Annotated in this window: 22 protein-coding genes; 13 read left to right on the top strand and 9 right to left on the bottom strand. The window is 53.6% G+C overall.

Translation table 11 applies throughout. The features are described 5' to 3' along the window. Positions 1 to 38: 38 nt before the first annotated feature. Positions 39 to 929 (top strand): helix-turn-helix transcriptional regulator, encoded by an 891-nt coding sequence (locus BN2684_RS18655; protein ID WP_058303627.1) that lies wholly within the window; start codon positions 39 to 41, stop codon positions 927 to 929. A gap of 5 nt (positions 930 to 934) precedes the next feature. Here the strand turns inward: BN2684_RS18655 and arfA are convergent, their stop codons facing one another. The 3 genes from arfA to BN2684_RS18640 form a co-directional block, all read right to left on the bottom strand. Then, a complete protein-coding gene (arfA, locus tag BN2684_RS18650) occupies positions 935 to 2,455 on the bottom strand; it encodes an arabinosylfuranosidase ArfA (RefSeq protein ID WP_058304625.1) in 1,521 nt (506 codons plus the stop codon). Between the two features lie 284 nt (positions 2,456 to 2,739). Further along, on the bottom strand, positions 2,740 to 3,759 hold the full coding sequence (gene spoVAD, locus BN2684_RS18645; RefSeq protein ID WP_058303626.1) for a stage V sporulation protein AD: 1,020 nt from the start codon (positions 3,757 to 3,759) through the stop codon (positions 2,740 to 2,742). 81 nt (positions 3,760 to 3,840) lie between these two features. Further along, positions 3,841 to 4,701 carry a DUF421 domain-containing protein gene (locus tag BN2684_RS18640; RefSeq protein WP_058303625.1) on the bottom strand — a complete coding sequence of 287 codons (861 nt, stop codon included), beginning with the start codon at positions 4,699 to 4,701 and terminating at the stop codon, positions 3,841 to 3,843. A gap of 196 nt (positions 4,702 to 4,897) precedes the next feature. Here BN2684_RS18640 and BN2684_RS18635 point away from each other — a divergent pair, with 196 nt between their 5' ends. Then, positions 4,898 to 5,104, top strand: coding sequence for a DUF1657 domain-containing protein (locus BN2684_RS18635; protein ID WP_058303624.1), 207 nt, complete (start codon positions 4,898 to 4,900; stop codon positions 5,102 to 5,104). A gap of 136 nt (positions 5,105 to 5,240) precedes the next feature. Further along, positions 5,241 to 5,918 (top strand): L,D-transpeptidase family protein, encoded by a 678-nt coding sequence (locus BN2684_RS18630; protein WP_234340270.1) that lies wholly within the window; start codon positions 5,241 to 5,243, stop codon positions 5,916 to 5,918. 2 nt (positions 5,919 to 5,920) lie between these two features. On the opposite strand, the gene BN2684_RS18625 is transcribed toward BN2684_RS18630, so the two are convergent. From BN2684_RS18625 to BN2684_RS18610, 4 genes are all read right to left on the bottom strand, one after another. Next, entirely contained in the window at positions 5,921 to 6,283 is a 363-nt protein-coding gene (locus BN2684_RS18625) for a VOC family protein (RefSeq protein WP_058303623.1), read from the bottom strand. A gap of 52 nt (positions 6,284 to 6,335) precedes the next feature. After that, the gene (locus BN2684_RS18620) at positions 6,336 to 7,094 is read right to left on the bottom strand and encodes a class I SAM-dependent methyltransferase (protein WP_058303622.1); all 759 of its coding nucleotides are present in this window, start codon (positions 7,092 to 7,094) and stop codon (positions 6,336 to 6,338) included. A gap of 130 nt (positions 7,095 to 7,224) precedes the next feature. Next, positions 7,225 to 9,783, bottom strand: a complete 2,559-nt coding sequence (locus BN2684_RS18615) for a DsrE/DsrF/DrsH-like family protein (RefSeq protein ID WP_058303621.1) — start codon at positions 9,781 to 9,783, stop codon at positions 7,225 to 7,227. After that, positions 9,776 to 10,078 carry an ArsR/SmtB family transcription factor gene (locus BN2684_RS18610; RefSeq protein ID WP_058303620.1) on the bottom strand — a complete coding sequence of 101 codons (303 nt, stop codon included), beginning with the start codon at positions 10,076 to 10,078 and terminating at the stop codon, positions 9,776 to 9,778. Before BN2684_RS18610 ends, BN2684_RS18615 begins: the two co-directional genes overlap by 8 nt. 311 nt (positions 10,079 to 10,389) lie before the next feature. On the opposite strand from BN2684_RS18610, the gene BN2684_RS18605 reads away from it, so the two are divergent. The 6 genes from BN2684_RS18605 (at position 10,390) to BN2684_RS18580 (ending at position 16,854) form a co-directional block, all read left to right on the top strand. Further along, positions 10,390 to 11,214: a MerR family transcriptional regulator gene (locus tag BN2684_RS18605; protein ID WP_058303619.1), complete on the top strand. Its 825-nt coding sequence runs from the start codon at positions 10,390 to 10,392 to the stop codon at positions 11,212 to 11,214. A 242-nt stretch (positions 11,215 to 11,456) separates the two neighbouring features. Continuing rightward, positions 11,457 to 11,951, top strand: a complete 495-nt coding sequence (locus BN2684_RS18600; protein ID WP_058303618.1) for a DUF6803 family protein — start codon at positions 11,457 to 11,459, stop codon at positions 11,949 to 11,951. 148 nt (positions 11,952 to 12,099) lie between these two features. Beyond that, positions 12,100 to 13,191 carry a LacI family DNA-binding transcriptional regulator gene (locus BN2684_RS18595; RefSeq protein WP_058303617.1) on the top strand — a complete coding sequence of 364 codons (1,092 nt, stop codon included), beginning with the start codon at positions 12,100 to 12,102 and terminating at the stop codon, positions 13,189 to 13,191. A 200-nt stretch (positions 13,192 to 13,391) separates the two neighbouring features. Continuing rightward, on the top strand, positions 13,392 to 15,701 hold the full coding sequence (locus BN2684_RS18590) for a GH36-type glycosyl hydrolase domain-containing protein (protein WP_058303616.1): 2,310 nt from the start codon (positions 13,392 to 13,394) through the stop codon (positions 15,699 to 15,701). Between the two features lie 17 nt (positions 15,702 to 15,718). Further along, complete coding sequence (locus tag BN2684_RS18585) at positions 15,719 to 16,423, top strand: glycoside hydrolase family 16 protein (protein WP_058303615.1); 705 nt, start codon at positions 15,719 to 15,721, stop codon at positions 16,421 to 16,423. A 227-nt stretch (positions 16,424 to 16,650) separates the two neighbouring features. Continuing rightward, positions 16,651 to 16,854 (top strand): hypothetical protein, encoded by a 204-nt coding sequence (locus tag BN2684_RS18580; protein ID WP_058303614.1) that lies wholly within the window; start codon positions 16,651 to 16,653, stop codon positions 16,852 to 16,854. A 102-nt stretch (positions 16,855 to 16,956) separates the two neighbouring features. Here BN2684_RS18580 and BN2684_RS25285 read toward each other — a convergent pair whose 3' ends face one another. Continuing rightward, on the bottom strand, positions 16,957 to 17,778 hold the full coding sequence (locus BN2684_RS25285) for a methyl-accepting chemotaxis protein (protein ID WP_058303613.1): 822 nt from the start codon (positions 17,776 to 17,778) through the stop codon (positions 16,957 to 16,959). Between the two features lie 350 nt (positions 17,779 to 18,128). Here BN2684_RS25285 and BN2684_RS24585 point away from each other — a divergent pair, with 350 nt between their 5' ends. Next, positions 18,129 to 18,311, top strand: a complete 183-nt coding sequence (locus tag BN2684_RS24585; RefSeq protein ID WP_148450015.1) for a hypothetical protein — start codon at positions 18,129 to 18,131, stop codon at positions 18,309 to 18,311. 108 nt (positions 18,312 to 18,419) lie between these two features. Here the strand turns inward: BN2684_RS24585 and BN2684_RS18565 are convergent, their stop codons facing one another. Beyond that, on the bottom strand, positions 18,420 to 18,956 hold the full coding sequence (locus BN2684_RS18565; RefSeq protein ID WP_058304623.1) for an NADPH-dependent FMN reductase: 537 nt from the start codon (positions 18,954 to 18,956) through the stop codon (positions 18,420 to 18,422). A gap of 581 nt (positions 18,957 to 19,537) precedes the next feature. Between BN2684_RS18565 and BN2684_RS18560 the strand changes: the two genes are divergently transcribed. The 3 genes from BN2684_RS18560 (at position 19,538) to BN2684_RS18550 (ending at position 23,116) form a co-directional block, all read left to right on the top strand. Next, positions 19,538 to 21,142 carry an ABC transporter substrate-binding protein gene (locus BN2684_RS18560; RefSeq protein WP_058303611.1) on the top strand — a complete coding sequence of 535 codons (1,605 nt, stop codon included), beginning with the start codon at positions 19,538 to 19,540 and terminating at the stop codon, positions 21,140 to 21,142. A gap of 81 nt (positions 21,143 to 21,223) precedes the next feature. Beyond that, positions 21,224 to 22,174, top strand: coding sequence for an ABC transporter permease (locus BN2684_RS18555; protein WP_058303610.1), 951 nt, complete (start codon positions 21,224 to 21,226; stop codon positions 22,172 to 22,174). A gap of 15 nt (positions 22,175 to 22,189) precedes the next feature. Further along, a complete protein-coding gene (locus BN2684_RS18550; RefSeq protein ID WP_058303609.1) occupies positions 22,190 to 23,116 on the top strand; it encodes an ABC transporter permease in 927 nt (308 codons plus the stop codon). Positions 23,117 to 23,155: the final 39 nt, after the last annotated feature.

The raw sequence follows: 23,155 nt of genomic DNA, 5'->3' as shown, positions 1-23,155 counted from the left end.
CTGATTTTATAGATTTACAACCTATAGGAGGGAATTCAATGTCCTCGCCCATTCTGCATTTTATTTCGCCACCTATTCCCTATTTCGTGGATTGCGGGCATGCCGCTTACAGCGCCGGAGATACGCATATCAGCCGCAATTGCATCGGGGTATTCGATCTCATCGTTGTCGAGAAAGGAGTGTTGCCGATCGGTGAGGATCATCTGAACTGGGAATTGAAGGAGGGAGAGAGCCTCATCCTCCGGCCGGACGGCCATCATTACGGTTCGGCCCCTTGTACAACAGACACAGAAATCATCTGGATTCATTTTCAGACCTTCGGCTCCTGGAAGGAATGCAGCGATATGAACGAATGCTTGGATAATCAGGCGCAATTGATCGAGAACCACAAGCAGAAAGCGTACCTGAATCACGCCGATGTCTGCTCCATCTTCATCCCCAAGCACATGAGGATATCCGGCCGCGCCAAAGAGGTGTTGGACCTCTTCTTCCAGCAAGAGCACGAGCCTCAGTCGATGCGTAATTGGAAAAGGCAGGCTTCCTTCCAGCTCTTCCTGCAGCACCTGGACCGCGATCTCGCATCCCCCTCCGACGCCACCGCCATCCATATCGCAGAACAGATCGAGCTGTTTATCCGCCAGAATTATGCGGGTGATATAACCAATCCCCTGCTTCAGAAGGAATTGAATTACCATTCGAATTATTTGGCCAAGTGCATGCTCAAAGCATATGGAATGACCCCAATGGCCTACCTGAAGCATTACCGGCTGGAGCAGTCCAAGCGGCTGCTGCTCCAGACCGGTTGGCCGGTTGTCCGCATTGCGGAAGAGGTGGGTTTCCGTCATGTCTCGCACTATTCAGCATGCTTTTCCAAGAAGGAGGGAATCTCTCCTACCGCCTTCCGCAGCAAATTCACCCGCGACAGGTAGGCTTGTTAGAGAGACGAACGCCGCGCAAGACGGATCACATTCCAGGACAGCTTTGGCAGAGAGGCGGTCAGTCGGCCGTCCGCGACCGCGGCATCTCCTCGATTGTGCGGACGAACCTTATCCGGCTCTTCGGCGGTATTCACAGCCGATACGTCTTTGTTTTCCAGGACGATATGCTCCTGCACCCGGTAATCCTGGAACCCGCGGACGTCGCAATCCAGCAGGAGGGCGGAATCCAGGCTCTTGTTTACGGCAAATACGACGAGCTCTTCCGCTTCTTCCCGGAAGACGACAGCCGAATCGAGCATCGGCACGTCCGTATAGTCCTTGCTGTCATAGAGAGGGGAAGAGATAACCGGCAGCAAAACGGTTCCCCTGCCGTATAGCGAAGCATGAAGATAAGGATAGAAGATGGTCTGCTTCCAAGCCCTCCCCCCCGTTTCCGTCATGATTGGCGCAATGACATTAACCAATTGGGCGAGACAGGCGATCTTGACCCGATCGGCATGGTTGAGCAGGGTGATCAGCAAGCTTCCGACAAGCAGAGCGTCCTCGAAGGTGTAGCAATCTTCCAACTGAGAAGGGGCTACCTGCCAAGGCTCTATCGCTTTGTCGGATTCGAGGGTATGGAACCAGATGTTCCATTCGTCGAAGGACAAGTGCAGCGTCTTCTTGCTGCGCTTCTTCGCTTTGATATAATCGCAGACGGCAACGATCTCGCAGATAAAATGGTCCATATCGAGCGATTTGGCCAAGTAATTGGCCGTATTTCCCTCCGGATTGCCGTAATAGGAATGCAGGGACAAGTAATCCACCTGCTCATACGTGTGGTCGAGCACCGTCGCTTCCCACTGGGCATAGGTCGGCATCGAGCGGAACGAGCTGCCGCAGGCGACCAGCTCGATGGTCGGATCGACCAGTCTCATGGCCTTTGCCGTCTCAGCGGCGAGCCTTCCATATTCGTCAGCCGTCTTCTGACCGATCTGCCAAGGGCCGTCCATCTCGTTGCCGAGACACCAGGTTTTGATCTTATGTGGCTCCGTGAACCCGTGCGAGATTCGCAGGTCGCTGTAAGTAGAACCGGAGGGATGGTTGCAATACTCGACCAGATTGCGCGCCGCGTCCACTCCGCGCGTCCCCAGGTTGACCGCCATCATGACATCGGAGGACAGTCCTTTTGCCCAGCGGATGAATTCGTTCGTCCCCACTTCATTCGGTTCGATCGTCCGCCACGCAAGCTCCAGCCTGCGTGGGCGAGATTCAACCGGACCGACTCCGTCCTCCCAATTGTAACCGGATACAAAATTCCCGCCGGGATAACGGATGAGCGGGACGCCAACCTCCTGAATCATAGCAGCAACATCCTTGCGAAAGCCGTATTCATCCGACTCCGGATGATCCGGTTCATAAATGCCTCCATATACGGCACGCCCCAAATGTTCAATGAAGGAGCTGTACAGGCGGGGGTCCGCCTCCGCCAGCTTGTACTCCTTGTCTACGATCATCCTCGCCTTTTGAACGTTCATCATCGGCACTCTCCTTCTGACTGGTTTCAAATTTTCAACCAAGTAAACGTGAAACTAATCTAATCATACTATGGAGAACCTAAAGTGCCAGACGATTTTTAAGTCCGTTTTTATAGATTTTCAACCTAAAGAAACTCCTGATTCCGCTTGTTGAGCCACAAGCAAGAACAGGAGCTGCTTCTAGTACGCCGTCAGCTCTAATCGAGTGGATAAGAATCGGCGTCAATGGGTATGGGAAGTTCTGCGGAGAGGACGGTTTTAAGCTGACTGCGTTTTAGGTTGAGTTACGCTTTCTTCGGTTCACGTTCGATGGATACGGCATGGGCGATGCAAGGGATGCTCTCTCCCTGTTGATAAGAAAGCGGCGAAAGCAGCGCCCCGGTAGCCACGACCAGAATTCGGTTCCACTCCTGATCACGCATGCGCCGGAGCAGGTGGCCGTAGGTCACAACCGCGGAGCAGCCGCAGCCGCTTGCCCCGGCCTGCACCGATTGCTTCTCGTAATCGAAGATCATCATGCCGCAATCGCGGAAATCCGTTTGCCGAATCGGCACCTTATGCTCATCGAAGAGCTCGCAGGCGATTTCATACCCCACCTTGGCAAGGTCACCCGTGACGATCAGGTCGTAGTGGCCGGGCTCGATCTCGAAATCGCGGAAATGGGCTTGCATGGTATCCACTGCGGCGGGAGCCATCGCAGCGCCCATATTGAACGGATCGGTGATGCCCATGTCGATCACCCGACCAATTGTCGCAGAAGTGACATAAGGACCTTGTCCCTCCTGAGCAACAACGCTGGCACCCGCTCCGGTCACCGTATACTGAGCCGTAGGAGGCTTTTGCGATCCGTATTCGGTCGGGTAGCGGAATTGCTTCTCCGCTGTCGCGTTATGACTGCACGCGCTGGACAAGGCGAACTTCGCCGAACGCGAATTGATCAGATTGGCTGCCACCGCCAAGCTTTCCATGGAAGTCGAGCAAGCTCCGAACACACCCAGGTAAGGGATCATCAAGCTCCGCGCGGCAAAGCTCGTGCTGATGATTTGATTCATCAAATCACCGCCGACGAAGAAATTGATCTGCTCCTTCGTGAGTCCGGCATTCTCGATCGCAAGCTTGGCCGCTTCCTCCAGGAACGTTTTTTCAGCCTTCTCCCAGCTGTCCTGTCCGAGCCGGATATCCCCATGCACGATGTCAAAATCTGCGGAAAGCGGTCCATCTCCTTCGAACGGACCGACGACGGTTGCCGTGCCGATGATGGAGGGAAGATGTTCGAATACCCAGCTTTGATGACCCTTCAGCATGATTCAGCCCCCCTTATGTGATTCAAACTGCTCGTCAAATTGTCGGACCCTTGGTCCCCTTCTACATGCATGCATTCATTCTTAATGATGCAGGAGCGGCTTAACCTCGGCGAGAATTTCCCGCATGCCGGCAGCACTTTGCTCATAGAGGGTTTTCGCTTCCGGGTTGTCCGTCGACAAACCGAACATCTCCAGATCCGCTTCGCATTTTTTCAAGGTAGCATACACCTGCGCCTTGATCTGCGGCTCGGGAACCTTGAGCTGGTCATCGAATAAATCTGCGTAAAACTGTCCATATCCATCCACTTGCCCAAGAAAAACATTTTCGAGGATTACGCCCATTTTTTCGAGCTCGGTGTTCAACCATCCCCGGCTCAAACCGAGGGTTGCCAAAGGCTCATTCAGAATTTTGCCGTCCATAATGACCGTTTGCGGCTCTTGCTCCGGCCCGACCTTGATGCCCAGATGCTTAGGCGTTAATGGCTGATTCTCTCGAGTGAGCAGCACATTGATGTCTCCATTCGGTTCCATCACCGCAAATTCGACATCCGCCACCTTAAAAACGTCCTTCGCCCGCAGTTGCTCGAGCAGCTCGTCGGTCGTGAGGCGTTCTTTCTTCAAGTTGTCATCCAGCACCTTCCCGTCCTTGATGAGGACCGTCGGTTTGCTGTCGATGAAGTCCCGTGCATTCTTACTCTTCATCTGCAAAAATTCGATGCCGATCGATACGAGAACCCATACGCCCAGAGAGATCAGCCCGAGGTACCAGTCCATTTGGATGTCGAGCGATACATAGGCGGCCAAGCTGCCGATGGTAATCCCGGTGATGTACTCGAAAAAGGAGAGCTGGGACACTTGTCTCTTGCCGAGCAATTTCGTCATGGTAAAGAGCACCAGGATGGCCGCCAGCGTTCGCAGAGATACCTCTACCCATAACGGCACAATCATAACCTCCTTCGTTAAGCGCGATATACCGCACGATCGATTAGGGTTGTAAGCGTACTAGTCCCATTATTTGATCAAATGGCCGTCATCAATCCCATAATCATTTGCTAGCAATTGAACTTATTTCCATGAATGATTCCGGAGGAAGTGAGGGACATTAACCTTCGTTACTTACTCAAAGGAGGTGTTTGCGATGACGGTCGCATCCCAAGTGAAAACCTGCGTTTCTTCCCTGAAAAGCGCGCAAGCCAGTCTAGAGCAATTCGCTTTGTCCACCCAGAATCAAGAAGCCAAAACGCTGTTCACGAATGCTGCTTCACAAACGCAGCAAATCGTCCAACAGGTGGAAAGCCGCGTACAACAGCTGGAAAACGAGGAACCTCAATATAAAGGGTTTTAAGCTCTCTATACAAAATCAAGCCGGACTCTCCTTCCAAAAGAAAGGGGAGTCCGGCTTGTTGTGACATACCTGATCGGGGATTGAGCGGGTAAGCTACCTTTACCTGCGAATGGCGGATAACGGAGGATTTCTTGGCATGCTTTTCGCGAAACGGGCAATGGCCCTCATCCTATTCCTCGCTTTTCTTCATTCCCCTGCGGAGGCGGCGCCGTCCCATACCCAGGCAGCCGTTCCAGGCTACATCTCCATTCAGATCGATCCACTTAAAAACAAGCTCTTGATTGTAGACGCGCAGGGAAACGCTCTGAAAAGCTATCCCATCGCCCTCGGAACACCCAAAACGCCGACCCCTACAGGGGATTATGTTGTGATCAACAAATACAAAAATTGGGGATCGGGTTTTGGAACGCGCTGGATCGGTCTGAATGTCCCTTGGGGAACCTACGGCATTCATGGAACCAATCGTCCCCATTCCATCGGCCATGATGCGAGCCATGGCTGTATCCGGATGCTCAACAAGCATGTGGAAGCCCTCTATGAGCTGGTGGAGATCGGAACGAAGGTAACGATTCGTGGACATGTCCTCGGCGAACCCCATTTGAACCCGCGCCCTCTAGCCAAAGGCGACTCGGGAGGAGAAGTGCTTTTGCTGCAAAACCGTCTGCGCGGAGGAGCCTATTACAAAGGGGTATGCAACGGCAAATTTGACTCTTCGACGGAATACGCCATGAAGCTGTATGAGAAAGCAAACGACCTGCCCATCGACGGTGTCGTAAGCTTCCAGGATTATGTATCGCTCGGATTAGTGGAATAAGCTTACCTATTGGAAAAGAAGTTCAAGACATTGCCATCCGGATCGCGGAACCAGACCGAACGCCTGCCCCAAGGATAAGTCTGCGGCGGCTTAACGAGGACTGCCTTATCCTTCAGCCGTTCATATACCGCGTCCGTGTCGACGACCTCCAGCTCGATCGAAAACCCGCCTCGGCCGATTCCCTCGGTGCTTCCCGGCGCCAAGCTTTCCATCGCCGAGCGGGAGCAGAGATCAAGGATCGCCCCTTCCACATGGATACGGGCTGTCGTCTCGTCCCCCTCCGCTTCAACCTGAAGCGTGTCCTTGTAAAACGCAGCCATCCCGGGTACATCATCGGTAATCAAGCAAATCCCGTTGAATTTCATGCTATCCTTCCTTTCGATCCTTGGATTTATTTCATCAGCTTGTTCCATCCGATCACCCTCGCTTTCTTGCGATCAAGTGAGTGAATACCGAAACGTCTCTGAACGGGCTGCGTTCCCCAAGCGCAAGCTCCATGGCCGTCGCCTTTTCGTGCCAAGCCTCATCACGCTTGATTTCGTTATCCGCAATATAACCGTACAGATTATGAATTCCATAGTACTCGACAAGCTCATAGCCTTCCCCCTCCAGCCATTCCGTCAAGCGTTCGCGGGGATAGGTGGTGATAGCCGTCCGAATGATCCCACTGTACTCCTGGTCTTGATCCAAGCCAACAAGCGCAGCCTCCGGGTCTTTCAGGATGATCGCTTTCTTCATGACCTTCCCCGCAGGGTTGTGGGCGATGAGGGAGAGATAACCCCCCGGGTTCTGACAGCGGCCGAGTCGGGATAAAAAGGCCTGAGGGCTCTCCACATATTCCAAGACGTTATGGCAAAAAATCCAATCGAACGGACGCTCAAGGTCATCCATCTCCTCAAAGCTCCGGCAGATGAAATGCACCGAGGAATTCCGTTCGGCGGCCTTCGCCAATAAGGCTGCGGATGGCTCAATTCCGGTCACATCGTTTCCTTTGGCCGCATAATGCTCCGTCGTTAATCCGAATCCGCTGCCGACATCCAGTACGGTCTGCCCGTTACGGATAAAATGGTGATCGATCTGATGCCAAGCGGTCTGGTAAAATAACCGTCCCCACGGCATCTCGGTGTATTGCAGATAGGCGTCCGCTGATTGCGCAAACGGGTCCGACTTGTTCATTTCACTTCATCCTTATCTGTCCGATTTCCATGATTATACACCTGATTGCGGATTTGAGCAGTAATCAACCGGGCTCATGGCGTTACCCATAAACCCGGACGTTGATCCTGCATGACCTGCTGACAGCTTACTAGATAAACAAGTTCACGGACGAACGGTCTGCTTTCCCGAGATAATATCCGACGCCGGCAACTTGAACACCGTCGAGCAGTTCTTCCTGTTGAATTCCCATGACGTCCATCGACATTTGACAGGCAACGAGCTCCACGCCTTGCTTGATCGCCGTATCGATGAGTTCCTCTAAGGACGAAACATTCCTGCTCTTCATGACCCCGCGGATCATCTTCGGCCCCATTCCCAGCAGGTTCATCCGAGACAGGCCGAGCTTGCGGCTGCCTCTCGGCATCATTTGGCCGAACATGCGGCCGATGAAGGATTTAGAGACGCGCACCTTGCCCGTCTTGCGGATGATGTTGAGCCCCCAGAAGGTGAAGAACAGGGTCACCTTCTTACCGCTCGCCGCTGCGCCGTTCGCGATGATGAAGGAGGCGATGGCTTTGTCCAGATCGCCGCTGAAGACAACCATCGTGCTTCCTTCCGGAGTGGCTTCGCTTACGGCCGGTACAGCCGAAGCGGGAGCAGCATCCAATCCCCGCTTGCGAAGGTAAGCTTCGATCACGCCATCCGGATTTTTGCTCACGCGAAGAAGCTCCTGCCGGGCCATCCCGGCCCAAGCTTCGATATCCCGATAGAAGCCGGGGTCAGAGGCGGTCACGCGCAGCACCTGCCCCGCCTTCATCTCTTCCATCCGTTGCTTCACCTGCACGAGTGGTCCCGGGCAGCAGAGGCCGCAAGCGTCCAGCTCGAAATCGGCGGCAATCTCGCCGGTCAGTCCTTGCGCAGCGGAGGCATCAGCCAACGAGCAGACCGTTGCGGTCTCTCTGCTCGAGCCCGATTCCACCGCCGCCACGATTTGCCGCTCTGCCCCTGCGGAGAAGACGGAGCTTCCCAACTGCAAGCTGCCCTCATCCCCTTGTCCCGGCTGATAAACGGCCATTTGATAGGTCCGATAGCCACCGGTGAGGTTGCGAACGCGGAAGCCCTTTTGCTGAAGGATACGAGAAGCGGTGTAGCCTCTCAGCCCCACCTGACAGTAGACCCAGATTTCCTTGGTGGAATCGAGCTCGTTCAAGCGACCCCGGAGATCATCTACGGGTATGTTGATGGAATTCGGGATGTGGCCGTTCGCATGCTCCAGCTCGCTGCGCACATCCACAAGCAGGGTCGTCTGCGGGTCCCGCTCCTTCAAATCGACAGGAAGATACACCGATGTCCGTCCATATAAAATATTTTCAGCCGCATAACCAGCCATATTGACCGGATCCTTCGCGGAGGAAAAAGGTGGGGCATAAGCAAGCTCGAGCTCCGTAAGGTCAGAGACCGCGCCTCGAAAGCGAATGACCGTTGCCAAGTCGTCGATCCGTTTGTCGACTCCCTTCACCCCTATCCCTTGAGCGCCGAGCGCCTTCCCGTCATTCCCGAATAGCAGCTTCAAGGTCATGGGAGAAGATCCTGGATAGTAGGACGCATGAGAGCTCGGATGAACGATCGATACCCGATAAGGAATTCCAAGCCTCTGCAGCGTCTTCTCATTGTTCCCCGTTGCTGCCCCAGTCAAGCTGAACACTTTGATGATAGAGGTTCCTTGAGAGCCTTTGTAAGCCGTACGTAGCCCACATACGTTGTCAGCCGCGATTCTCCCCTGCTTGTTCGCAGGGCCTGCCAACGGTATAGCCGCCTTGCTCCCGTTCACGAAGTCGGTGATTTCCACCGCGTCCCCGACCGCATACACGTCCTCCAGATTCGTCATCAAATAGTCATCCACCTGGATATGCCCGCGCGGTCCGAGCAACAGGCCACTGTCCTTGAGGAAAGAAGTATCCGGAGCAACCCCGATGGCCAGGATCGCGATGTCGCTGACCAAAGACAGCCCGCTGCCAAGCTGAACGGTGATCTGTCCGCCCGCGTTCTCTTGAAATGCCGTCACCGTTTGGGCTAGAAGCACCTTCACTCCATTTTCCTCCAGCTCCTTGGTGAGAGCGCCAGCCATATCGGCATCGAACGGCGCGAGAATCTGGGATCCGCCTTCCACGAGGGTAACGTTTATGCCGATCTCTCGCAAATTCTCGGCCATCTCTACTCCGATGAAGCCTCCACCGATCACGACAGCCGATTGGGTCCCCTGCTCCATTACCTTTTGTTTGATGCGGTCTGTATCGGGAATGTTTCGGAGGGAATGGATGAGAGGACTACCGATTCCGGGAAGGTTCGGCCGAACGGGCTTGGCTCCGGGAGACAGGATCAAAGCGTCGTAGCTTTCGGTGTAGTCGCCTCTCTCCCTGCTGCGGACCTTGACGGTTTTGCCAACCGGATCGATCGAGACAACTTCGCTCTCTGTTCTTACATCGAGACGAAACCGGCTGCGCATGGCCTCCGGCGTTTGAACGAGCAGCTTCGAGCGGTCCTTGATGGCATCGCCGATATAGTAGGGAAGCCCGCAGTTGGCAAATGAAATATAAGCGTCCCGCTCGAACAAGACGATCTCCGCATCTTCATCGAGGCGGCGCAGCCGTGCTGCCGCCGAAGCTCCTCCCGCTACTCCTCCCACGATCAGAACCTTTTTACTCATAGATCGCATCCTCCTTCGGCAGCAATAAGACGATCAGCTGCTTCACGCGTTCATCCGCTATGGTGTATTTGATTTCCAGCCCGCTCCGCTCCGTCTCCACGATTCCTGCGCTTCGCAGCTTCTGCAGATGCTGGGACACGGTGGATTGGGGGAGGTTCAGGCATTCCTGCATATAGCTGACGTTGCATTGCTTCTTCTGAAGCAGACCCCGCACGATGCAGAGCCGCACCGGGTGGGCCAAAGCTTTCAGCATTTCGGCTGCAGCTGTGTAGGATTTGAAATCGGGTTCATTCATTTGCCTTGCACCTCTTCTTTATCGTTATATCGTAATATTACGATATAACGTTTTTAAGTGCAACCTTTCTCTCCGCAGCTTCTCTCTACACGTTCCCAAACCCGTTCATCACATCACATTAGTTACCTATTCGTCTCATCCTGAAACTCATCTCTAGTTTCATCCTGCTTCTTGTCCGGGCCAATGGGTAGTTTACAGCAGAATTAGGGTGAATCCATATGTTTTTCTTGACACTTCCCTTACGTAAGATTGTATAGTAGGGCCGAATCCATCGAGAGTATGGTATATTCTAGGAAGGACGGAGGGATTTCTTGAAAATAAAGGAAGTGTGCGCGCGTACCGGTTTAACGGAACGGACGGTCCGCTTTTATGGAGAACAAGGGCTTATTCATCCGCATACAACTATCTCGGGCGGCCGGGAATACCGCGATTATTCAGAGCAGGATGTAGCAGAGCTGGAAACCGTGGCCGAACTCCGTAAGCTGTTCTTCACTATTGAAGAAATCCGAATCATGCGGGAGACGCCAGATCGGATTGAAGAAGTCATAGAAACATACAGAAGGAAATTGGACGCGGATGTGACGGCTAAGGATGCGATTCTCAAGAGGCTGAACACCGTCCAGGTGGACCAGCTTACGGATGCGGCCATGCTGGCCGCCAGCCTCCGCGACTTGTCGGAGACTCTCGCGCTTCCGGCTCGGGATATCGAGCCTGACTTTGGACGACTGGACGGCATCAGCAAGGAAGAACGCGAAGAAGAATACCGACAATATCTCAAACGCCAGGAAAGGCAATTCCTGCGAGGCAAGGTGACGGTGATCGCCATCGCAGCGATCAATGTACTGCTAGCTCTGTTGTCCTCCTTTTATCACTTTCGTCTGTTTTCGCTGCTGATCAGCATCGCCTTGTCTCTCGCTTTGTTTGCGGGCGTCGTTTGGGTTCGCTACCTGTTTGCCGCAGGGCTCGCGCTAAATGCCTTGTCAGGCATCTATGTGTTGGCTTCCAGTCCGGTTCCGCTGCCAGGCTGGTTCATAGCGGTCATGCTAGCGGAAATCGTTTATGCCTGCTTCGCCTGCATCACCCTGCTGCGCAGCCAGGCGGTGAGCGAATTCCTCTATTCTCAGAAGCACGGATAAAGCGGCAGCGAACATCGAACCAGGTAAATGCAAAGAGGCTGTTCCAAGTGGCATCCCACAAAGAACAACCTCTTTTTCTACATCGTATGGCTATCATCTACCCATGCTGATCTCGTGAAAGTGCCTCGGCTACCTTGGTACAAGTCAGTACCCCGGAAGCCGGTTCCATCTTCATCCTTTCCACACATTTTTCCCGTATTCTTATCGATGTCTGTATTTCACTTATTGGGGGAAGCTCGTCTATGAACATGACGCATTACATGTCACTGCTAGCGGACAATCAGCCGTGGAATCTCATTCTGTTCATGGCTATTCCGGTCATCTTCGCCGAAACGATCACGGTCACCGAATTTTTCATCCTGTTCGGCAAAAAGCTAGATGGCAAATTGAGAGCGTTTAATCGGATTTGCAGTATCGCAGCCGGCTTGTACTTCACGGGAATCTTTCTGTACCTCTTCCCAACCGCATTCGTTCCGCTCACCATCAATGGAGAATGGCATACGTGGGTTGATGTCGTTGCCGTAGGCTTTTACCTCAGCGGAGTCCTCTTCCTCTTGCCGCTCGCTTTCCTGGATCTCGGCCTCATCGGGCGAAAGCGTTCCGAAGAGGAGAGAATGAAGCTGCATTTTATTCTTGTCAGCGGTTTTTTGGTGGTGGCGCACATCGCCATGATCTTCGGAATGATCAATCCCGAAATCGTCGGCGATATGGCTGGAATGCCGGGAATGAATCATTGACCCGGTTCGAAGAGAGCTTGCCGGTCCTTACTCGGTAAGCTCTCTTTCTTTGGCCATCAAGAAGCTCTCGCTGTTCAAGTGGCGATTATTCTCTTTGGATCGTTGAATTTCTTTCTTGTGCTTTAGATGGAAATGGGATAGGATCATCTTGGGGAACGTTCCCTATCTAGCCTTACACCTCATATCGGAAGGAGGACCCGCCATCGCAAGCATTCTGGATATTGCCAAAAAAGCCGGCGTCTCCAAGACGACGGTATCCAAGGTGCTGAATCGGCAGTACGGAGTCCATGCCGAAACTCGCAAGCGGGTGCTGGAGGCGGCAGAAGCCCTGCATTACACCCCCAACATCGCGGCACGCAGCCTCGTCATGAGCAAGTCCGGCGTCATCGGAGTCGTCTACGACTCCTTCCGTTCCCCGCTCTACATGGAACTGGCGACGCAGCTGGAGCATCATGCAATGGTGAGCGGTTACCGTTTGGTGTTCTGCAGCTGCAACGAAGACCCGGATGCGAAAAGCGGCTATATCCGCTATTTCATGGGAGGCGCGGCAGACGGCATCATTCTATTCGGAAGTGCCGAGGGCGACGAAGCCATCCTCGACCAGGTAACGGCGGTGGATTATCCTTGTGCCGTCATCGAGAATCACGTGGAGCATCTCTCCATACCCAATGTGCTGATCGACAATCTCTCGGGAGCGGCTCAAGCGGTCGACTACCTCTATGAGCGTGGACACCGCGCCATCGCTCATGTAACGGGCAACCTTCTGCACAAGGTCGCGGTTGACCGCAGAGACGGCTTTGTCAAGGCGATGGAAGAACACGGCCTCTCGGCTCCACCGGAAAGACTCCTGTCAACGGAAGGCACAATTGGCTGCGGGACGAAAGCGGCGGCGCAGCTTCTCGCCATGAAAGAGCGGCCGACGGCCGTCTTTGTCTTCAACGATCTGATTGCTTATGAAATGATGGATGCTCTCCACCAGGCCAGATGCCGTATTCCCGAAGACTTGTCCGTCGTTGGCTTCGACCATCTGGTCGGTCTGCTAAGCTTCAAGCCGGGGCCGCTTGAGCTCACCTCTCTCTCACAGCCTCTGTCCGATGTGGCGGCAGCCGCTATCGACCTGGTGGCTGCGTTGGTTGCGGGTAATGCCCCGCAAGAGAAGGTGCGTCTCTTCTGGCCGGAGCTGAAGGAAGGCAATACCTGCCGGACGTTGCCTCCCGAGCGCGCATCCGATCCGGAATAGGAAGGCATACCGGGACGAATGGCATTGAATTCTCATCTAGTGGCACTGTGGCACCTGTAGCATTCAAACGATCACGACGTGCTGCATGATAGCGCGCAGCTTATCGCATCGATAGACGTCCGGCTTCCGCGTGGAAGCCGAGGCGTTTCCTTTTACCCCAAATAGGGAACGTTCCCTACCAAAAACAGGAGGATGATTACATGAGTAGCTTTGGCCATTTTTCGCAGGACGGCACTGAATTTCACTTCACCACACCCCGCACTCCGCGCCCGATGATGAATTACCTGTGGAACCCGCTGCTGCTGTCGGGTGTCAACCAGCTTGGAGGCGGCACAGGCGCATACGGCGACCGGGCGGCCGCATACATCGACCCGGAGGGAAAAGGCAGAGCCGTTATTCTCAAGAACGGCAACCGGTATTTCTACATCCGCGACGAAGAAACCGGAGAGTTCTGGAACCCGGGCTGGTATCCGGTCAATCGCGAGCTCGATGCCTATCGGTGTACCCATGGGCTCGGCTATACCAAGCTGTCGGGAACGTACGGCGGGATCGAAACCGATGCCCGCGTCTTCATCAATCAGGAGGACCCGGCGGAGATCTGGACGCTCACCCTCGCCAATCTCAGCGACCGGGAGCGCAAGCTCCGCGTCTATTCCTTCGCGGAATTTTCATTGATCGGCTACAAGATCTACAGCAATTATTATTCCAACCTCTTTGGCGAATACCATCCCTCGCACCGGATGATCTTCGCCCACAATACAACTCAGGACCGTACCCACTCCTGGTTCAACGGCTTTATCGCCTCCTCCGCTCCGGTCAGCGGCTTCGAGACGGGAAGGAAGGCATTTATCGGCAGCTACGGCCAGATCAGCGCTCCGGAAACCGTTGTTCGCGGAACTTGTTCCAATAGCTTGGCCTCCAACGAGGACATGGTGGGTGTCCTGGAAAACACCATCTCTCTTAAGCCTGGTGAGACGTACAGTTACTCCGTTCTGATCGGCGCTGCCGACACGCCAGAAACCGCTTGCGGAATCGTCGATAAGCTGTTTACCGCGGGACGTATCGAACGGGATTACACGGAGCTGCTGGAGTCCCGTAGAATCATGCGCGAAACCATCGAGATTGAAACGCCCGATGAGAAAGTCAATCATCTCGTCAATAGCTGGATCAAGCAGCAGGTTCAGCTGTGCGCCGAGGCTGGACGCGATACCGGCAAAGGGTTCCGCGATCAGCTTCAAGACGCATGGGCCATCGCCTCCTTCAATCCGGAGCTTGCCAAAGAGAAAATCGTCGAAACCTTGCGCTATCAGTATCGGGACGGCCGTTGCGTGCGCGGTTGGCTTCCTTTGGACCCGCATATCTACTCAGATGGGCCGACCTGGATCGCTCCTACCATTAATGCGTATCTCAAAGAAACGGGAGACTTCGGCTTCCTCAACCTGTTGGTTCCTTATCTGGACGAAGGCGTAGGTACCGTATGGGAGCATATCGTCACGGCGGTGCGCTATTCCTCAGAGGATATCGGTGAACGGAATCTCGTACTCGCTCATGATGGCGACTGGAACGATTCGCTCAATGGCATCGGCATCGGAGGCAAAGGCGAGAGCGTCTGGACCTCCATCGCTCTCTTCTATGCGCTCAACCAGGCCGCCGAGATCGCCCGAAGCATTCGCAAAGATCAAGAAATGAGCGACGAATTTCAACGACGAGCGGCCAGGATCAAGCAGGCAGTCAACGATACAGGCTGGGATGGAGAGTGGTATCTGGCCGGTTACAATGATGCGGGTGAGAAAGTCGGTACCCATGCTGAGCAGGAAGGAAGCATCTACCTGAACAGCCAAACGTGGGCGCTAATGGCGGGAATCGTCGAGGGCGACCGCATAGATAAATGCTTGAAGGCCGTCGATGAAAGGCTTGATTCTCCTTATGGTCCGCTCACCCTGTATCCGACCTACACAAGCTACAAACCGGAAATCGGACGCTTGACCGGCTTCGTTCCCGGCATTTGGGAGAACGGCACTCCCTACTGTCACGGCGGCACGTTCAAAATTGTTGCGGATTGCTGCTTAAATCGGGGAAATTCGGCTTATGAAACGATGCTCAAGATCATGCCGGACAGCGAATCGAACCCATCTGAGCATTCGGGCTGCGAGCCCTACGCCTTGACCAACATGTATTTTGGACCGGATAATCCGCGCGCCGGACAGACGATGTTCGCCTGGGTGACGGGCACGGCCGGCTGGATGTTCCGCTCCGCCGCCCAATACATGCTCGGCTTCCACCCTGGCTATGACTCCTTCACGCTTCATCCCGTCATTCCCGAACACTGGGAGGAATGCCGCATCAAGCGAAATTTCCGCGGAGATATCTATGATGTGCGCATTCTGAATCCGCATCGCGTTCAATCCGGTGTGAAGAGCATTTTGATCGACGGAGACCTCGTCTCCGGCACCACGATTCCAGTCCGGGGAGACGGTCGGGTTCATCAAATCACCGTCGAGCTCGGCTGAAGAGGAGGAAGTTCGAAATGACGACGAAACAGGGGAAGGTCAGCGAAAAATCGGGTTGGACGCTCACCTTCGAGGATACCTTCGAAGGGCGGGAGCTGGACGGATCGAAATGGTCCCACTGCCCGGAAGAGGTGCGCAAGGATGGCCTTTGGTCGGATCAAGACTCCTTTGTGGACGGAGACGGCCATCTGGTCATTCAGATCAGTGAACGGAATGGTACCTATTATTCCGGTGCAATCCGCTCCAAAGGCAAATTCGAGCAGGCTTACGGCTATTATGAAATCCGCTGCCAGCTTCCATCGGAGGAGGGCTTCTGGACCGCCTTCTGGCTCATGTCCGACACGGTCTTTCAGGTCGGAGACGACGGCCGCGACGGAACGGAAATTGACATTTATGAATCTCCCTATTTGCGCGACAGCCGGATCAACCACGCCCTCCACTGGGACGGCTATGGCGAGCATCACCGCACGGAGGAACTAGCCGTGCATGTGCCCGGAATCTACGAAGGCTTTCACACCTTCGCGCTGGAATGGAACGAGAACGAATACATCTTCTCGATCGATGGCCAAGAGACTTGGCGGACCTCGGCGGGCGGGGTTTCACAAGCCCCTTCCTACCTCAAGGTGACCGCTGAGGTTGGTGAATGGGGCGGGAACATCGCCAATGCGAAGCTCCCCACAAAGATGCTGGTGGATTATGTCCGGGTGTATAAGCGATCGTGATGACATAGAAACGAAAGGAATCCCTCCTGCGGAGCGCCGGTCCGTGGGAGGGATTTCTTTCATTTTCAAGAGAAATGTGCCCAATCCTCATCAAACCGACCCTTTCACTCCTCTTGGAAAAAGATAGTTCTGTACGATTCGCATTCCTGTTATCATAAGCAGTAGATTTATGGAGTACGACAGACTGCTGACGATTCCTCATCCATCCTCAAGGAGAACGATATCCCATGATTCGTGTTGCCATCTGTGACGACGAACCGGCGCAAGTGGAGCTGCTCGCTGCCATGACCGCATTGTGGTCGGATCGTGCCGGCATCTCAGCCGCTGTTTCCTCCTATTCCTCAGCGGAGAGCTTCTTCTTTGCCTGGAGCGAAGACCGCAGCTTCGATGCCCAGGCGCAGTACTATACGGACGAAGCGCGAACAGCCTAAGCCATCGGCATAGGGAATGAAGCATGATTTTTGGGTAATCAGACACAACAAAGCGGCCGTCGCAGGGCGGCCGCTTGTTTATTCGAGTACTTCTAGCCGATTCTAGTGCAGAACAGAGGAAATGAACCGCGCCATCTCGCTGCTCGTCTCGTTCAAGCGCTCGATGACATTGCTGAATTCAGTGACAAGCTCGGCCTGCGCGTAGGATGAGGCGGCTATGGCTTCGATTTCCTGCTCCATCTGCCGAATGGAGCGCTGAACCAAGCTCAGCGATTCATCGATTGTCTTCGTCGCTTCCTTCGTATTGACCGACAGCTTGCGTACTTCGGCCGCCACTACACCGAAGCCGGCGCCCTGCTCTCCAACGCGGGCCGCTTCAATTGCGGCATTGAGGCCAAGCAGGTTCGTCTGGTCCGAGATTTCCCGGATAAAACCGGCCACCTTGTTCACCTGCTTCGATTCTTCCACCGTCTTGCGCGAATTCTCCAGGATTTGGGCTGTCGTAGCCGAAAGCTCTTCGGACTGGGCTGCTACGTTTTGAACCATGTCGACCAGTTGACCGCTGATGTGGTTAATGCTATCCGTTAGCTGCTCCATTTTATCTTCGTTCTCCAGAGTATAGGCGAGCGCAAAAGCGCCGATGACCTCTCCCTCCTCACCGAAAATCGGAACCGCAGAGGAGATCACGGAGGTTCCGTATAGCTCTGGGGATAGACGATTTGTCGTGGCGTTTCCCGCGAGGGCATTCGCCAGTGTGGGATCTTCTGAAGGAATGGGGCTCCCCTTCGTAAGCCCGAAGTTCAAGATTTTGCTAGGCTCATAATAATGAAAGACCTCTTTGTCCGTAATGCCAATCATAATATCCTGGGAATGAATCTGTTTAAACAGGGGTGCAGCCAATATCAACGCGGTCAATTTGTCCATGCGGCATCTCCTAGATGTGAGGGTTATTGTGAATGTTTATAATGATTATCGTCATAATTCCTACTTCTCTAAAGAGGAAATTTCAAGAAGGGCAGCAAAGGAAAAGCGTGCCTCCGGATTCCGGCTGGCACGCTCTCTCGCTTGTTAGGATTTGTCCTATCATTAGGATTGCGGGGTTGCGAGGAGTTCATTCAGAATGGCATGAGCATTCGCGTTTTTGGGAGATGTTTTCTCGTCGGCTGGCTTTCGGATGTCGGAATCATAATCATCCGCGGGGAATCCATATTTCTGAACATGGAAATTGTTTTCAGCGGTATGGCATAAATATGAGCCCCGTTGGAATCCTCGATTTGAACCTTGACCGATGGGTTCGGACCCAGGTCGATCTGATTCTGAAGGACGGCATCATCAAGCGGCTTCAACAGTCCGAATTCGACGTATTTGGTGAACGTTCCGCCATCCATGAGTATGATTTGAGAACTTCCCGCCACAAACTCAAGATCAACCTTTGGTCCCATCAGGGAATCGAATGAGTTCGGCTTCTTTATATGGGAAAATAATGATCAAAATAAAGAAACCGATCCGGCTCAGGTTCGAGACCTGAGCCGGATCGGCGGTTGCCGATCATTGAGGATCGAGGATCATTGGCGAATCGTCTTCAAAGCGCCGCCCCAAGCGAGCACCTGATCCAGCATGCCGTTTACGTTCGTCAGATGCAGATCCGCAGGCTTGAACGTTCCGTTGTCAAAGTCCGTAAAGAGCGACAGTGCCGGATGAACGCGAACGTCTGCAACCGATAGTTCGCCGAGAATGCCGCGCAGATGTTCGGCTGCGCGAGCGCCGCCGACCGAGCCATAGCTGACGATGCCGGCAGACTTGTTATTCCAGGCTTCGCGAGCATAATCGAGAGCATTCTTCAAAGAGGCGGAAATGCTGTGGTTATACTCCTGTACGATGAAGACAAAGCCGTCCAGGCTCGCCAGCTTCTCATTCCAGGCTCCAGCTTGAGGAGCATCAGCTTCTCCTAGCAGCGGAAGCTTGTAGTCCGCGATATCCACGATCTCATAGTTCGCATCCCCGCGCTTATCGGCAATGCTCTTCACCCATGCTCCCACTTGCGGGCTTACCCGACCTTCCCGTGTGCTTCCCAAAATAATACCAATGTTCAATTTCGTCATCGTCGTTTCCTCCTTGGCGGTTTTTCCGCCGAATAATGTGTTCAACCAACCCATGAAAATCACCCTTATTTTTGATTTCTTAATGATGCCTTGTGATAATTATATGTAATTTGATAATTTTAGTCAAGCAACTTACTAAATTAAAGTTATTTCCGAGTTCCTGACTTGAATTGCGGTGAACACTTCGGGGCACAGCATGATGCTTGTGGATGGTTTTGAAGCAATTAGCCCTTCACCTATCGTTAGCGAGATCCCGGGAAGTTATTCAGCGAATATGGATAGCATTCACATGCCATACCACTACAATTCGTAACCCTTTTGATTCGACATATTGAAGCCGCCCATTACATGATTATTGGGGTACGTCATCAACTTAAAAACCCGGCGATCTTATCAGTAATCAAGATCAAGCGGGAAACCAATTGAGAACATTTGGGTCTATCAGCGATAAGAATCACGCAGATAGACTCTTTTTAAATTTTTATGTGGCTTTTTATTGACATATTCCGACTCTATCGACTATCATCGTTAATAATTCATATAAGAAAACTATGAATTAATCGAGATCAGGGGGTTCTGTCATGAAATTCAAGAAAATGGGATTATGGGCTGCCGTGCTGGCACTGGCAACAGCTCTTAGCGCTTGCAGCTCCGGCGGTAAGGACGCCGCCACCAACTCTCCGGCTGGCAACAGCACCGCACCATCAGAAGCTACACAATCGCAAACCTTCAAAAATGAATTGAATATTGCGGTCACCGCTCAGCCTCCCACGCTGGACACGGCCATAACCGTATCGGCGATCACATTCGATATCTCCGGCAACATCTTCGAGCAGCTGTATACGCTGAACGCAAACTATGAGCCGGTACCGCAGCTTGCCGAATCGGTTGAGACGAGTACCGACGGTTTAACCTATACGTTCGCCCTTCGTCATGGAGTGAAGTTCCATAATGGCAAAGAAATGACCGCCGAAGATGTCGTCGCCTCCATGAATCGCTGGTTGACGACCAACTCCCGGGCAAAGCTGCTGCTCCCGAACGCCAAGTTCGAGCAAGTTGATCCATACTCTGTCAAACTGACAGTGGAAAAGGCAACCTCCGATGTGCTGCTCTTGCTCTCATCTCACGCACAGTTCCCGTCGATCATGCCCAAGGAGGCAGTAGAATCCGCCACAGCAGACGGAATTAAGGAATACATCGGAACGGGTCCTTACAAATTCAAGGAATGGAAACAGGACCAGTACATCTCGCTGGAGAAGTTCGACGACTATCAAGGCGTAACAGCCGAAGCAAGCGGCTATTCAGGGGCCAAGGAAGCGCCGACCAAGACCTTAACCTTTCACTTCGTCTCCGATGCGTCAACTCGAATCGCTGGAATCAAGACGGGCAAATACGATGTAGCGGCCAGCATACCGAGCGAAAGCTATGACGAATTGGCCGCGAATACCAAAATTGAGCTGCATACGTATCCTGGCGGTGCGCTAACCGCGTTTCTCAATACCAGCAACGGTCTCCTCGCCTCGAACGACAAATACCGTCAAGCGATTCTGGCGGCTCTGAACGACGAAGAAATATCGCTCGCAAGCTATGTGAAACCGGAGCTGTATTCATTGGCGCCGGGCTTCATGAACCCGAAACAAGCGCAATGGTCGACCGACGCAGGCGGTGAATTGTACAACCAGGCGAACACAGATAAGGCGAAGCAGCTTCTTAAGGAAGCCGGCTACAACGGGCAGGAAATCACCCTGCTCACCACCAAGGACTATGCGGAGATGTACACGGCCACCCTTGTCATTCAAGAGCAATTAACCAAGATCGGCATGAAGGTCAAGGTGGACAATTATGACTTCCCAACCTTCCTGGAGACGAAGGGCGATCGCAGCAAGTGGGACTTGTTCGTCGCCAGCACCGGTTACCAATTGACTCCTCCGCAAATTCTCGCTGTCAATCCGGACTGGGCAGGTCTCAACAATGAAACGGTGAAGAATTCGGTCGTCGCCATTCGTGAGGCAGCTACTCCTGAGGATGCCAAGAAGCAGTGGGAGAACGTTCAGAAAACCCTTTACGAATACGGCGCCGCAACGGTACTGAGCCACTACAACGGCGTAATCGCTACAGTGAAATCGATTGAAGGGTTCCAGATTCAAGACAGCCTGATCGTCTGGAATGCCAAAGTACCTGAATAATCCAGCACATCAGGGTGTTCCTTGCGAATGACAAGGAAACACCCTGATTGTTTCCAGAACTTAGATGAATGAGGGATTCCCATGCTCGCTTATGTGGCAAAACGGCTCCTGTCGTTGATACCTGTCTTGTTTGTTGTGACGCTGGTGATATTTTTGATCATTCACATCACCCCAGGCGATCCGGCCGCGACCATTCTCGGACTCGAAGCTTCACCAGAGGAGATTCGCCAGCTCAGCCATGAATTGGGGCTGGACCGGCCCATTCAGGAGCAGTATGTACACTGGATCTCCAATGTGGTAAGAGGAGACTTAGGTGATTCGATCTTCATGAAGCAGCCTGTCTTGCAAGCGATCCGAGAGCATATAGGTCCTACCTTCTCACTTGCCGTATTGGCTCAGCTGTTCGCGCTGATTCTGTCCATCCCCTTTGGCATCATTGCCGCCTACAAGCGAGGCACTTTCACAGATGTGACTCTGATGGGCCTATCGCTGGTCGGAACGGCCATCCCCAGCTTTTTGCTGGCACTTTTTTTTATGCTGGTGATCGGAGTGAGGCTGGAATGGCTCCCCGTTGCCGGTTATGAGCCCCTATCTGCAGGGTTCTGGATTCATCTGCACTATTTGATCCTGCCGGCATTGTCGCTTGGAATCATTCAAGCTGCGCTTATCACCCGAATGACTCGCTCCTCCATGCTGGAGGTCTTGAACCTAAATTTCATCAAAACAGCTAGAGCCAAAGGGCTTAAGGAGCAAAAGGTACTGCTCAAGCATGCCTTCCGCAATGCCTTCCTCCCCATCCTCACCATCGTTGGTCAGACCTTCGGTTCTCTGGTTACCGGAGCGGTCGTGGTGGAATCGATCTTTACGATTCCCGGGCTAGGCCAGCTCATCCTGAATTCCATCGTTCGCCGGGATTTCGCCGTCATTCAGGGGGTTGTTCTGGTCGTAACGCTGATCGTCATCGGCATCAATCTGATCATCGATCTGTTATATGGGGCGGTTGACCCGCGCGTTCGGCTGGACCGGAAATAGAAAGGAATGCATGCCATGAGCACTCTCCATTCGCATGAGGACATTGCGGAAATGCGCAAAAAATTAGTGAAGGAACAGCGAGGGCTGCGGAATCAGAAGCTTCGAACCAACTATGCTCTGGTGATCGGAGCCGGGTTGCTCATTCTCCTGCTGGCACTCGCGCTTCTCGGACCTTTTCTCACCTCCTATTCACCAAACGAAATGAAGATCGTCGAGCGACTGAAGCCTCCAGGAGCGGAGCATCTGCTCGGGACGGATGAGTTTGGGCGCGATCTGCTGACTCGGCTTGTCTACGGCGCCCAGGTCTCGATGAGCGTCGGCTTGGCGGTTGCGCTGATCTCCTCTACGCTCGGCTTGATTATCGGCTTGTATGCCAGCTACTATCGCGCACTCGATCACATCCTGATGCGCATTTGTGACGGCCTGGTCGCCATTCCGGCCATTCTGCTGGCTATCGCCTTAATGTCTGCGCTGGGAGCATCGGCCCTGAACGTCATCATCGCTCTGACGGTGGTATTCACCCCCAACATTGCCAGGGTCGTTCGCTCTCGAGCGCTCGTCGTCCGGGAGCAAACCTATATCGAAGCGATCAAGTCCCAAGGAGCGGGAGCAAGCCGGATCATCTGGGGGCATATCGCCCCCAACACCTTGTCCATCCTGCTCGTCCAGGCCACCTTCGTCTTTGCGGAAGCGATTATCTCGGAAGCCGCACTCAGCTTTCTCGGAGTCGGCATTCCCGCCCCTGCCGCAAGCTGGGGCAATATCCTCCAGGCTGGCAAGCTGGTCATCTACAAGGCTTGGTGGATGGTCGTCTTTCCCGGCACAGCGCTGATTCTGTCCGTGCTTGCACTCAACCTTCTGGGGGATGGCCTCCGGGATTATTGGGATCCCCACATCAAGCCGCAGCGCCCTAGGAAATGGAGCTTGCGCAAGAAAGGTTGAAGCTCGCCTGCCCCTCGACCAAATCGCTAGTTTGCTAGA

The organism is Gorillibacterium timonense (assembly GCF_001457415.1).
Lineage (GTDB): Bacteria > Bacillota > Bacilli > Paenibacillales > NBRC-103111 > Gorillibacterium > Gorillibacterium timonense.
This window is presented reverse-complemented; position numbering and strand designations above follow the sequence as displayed.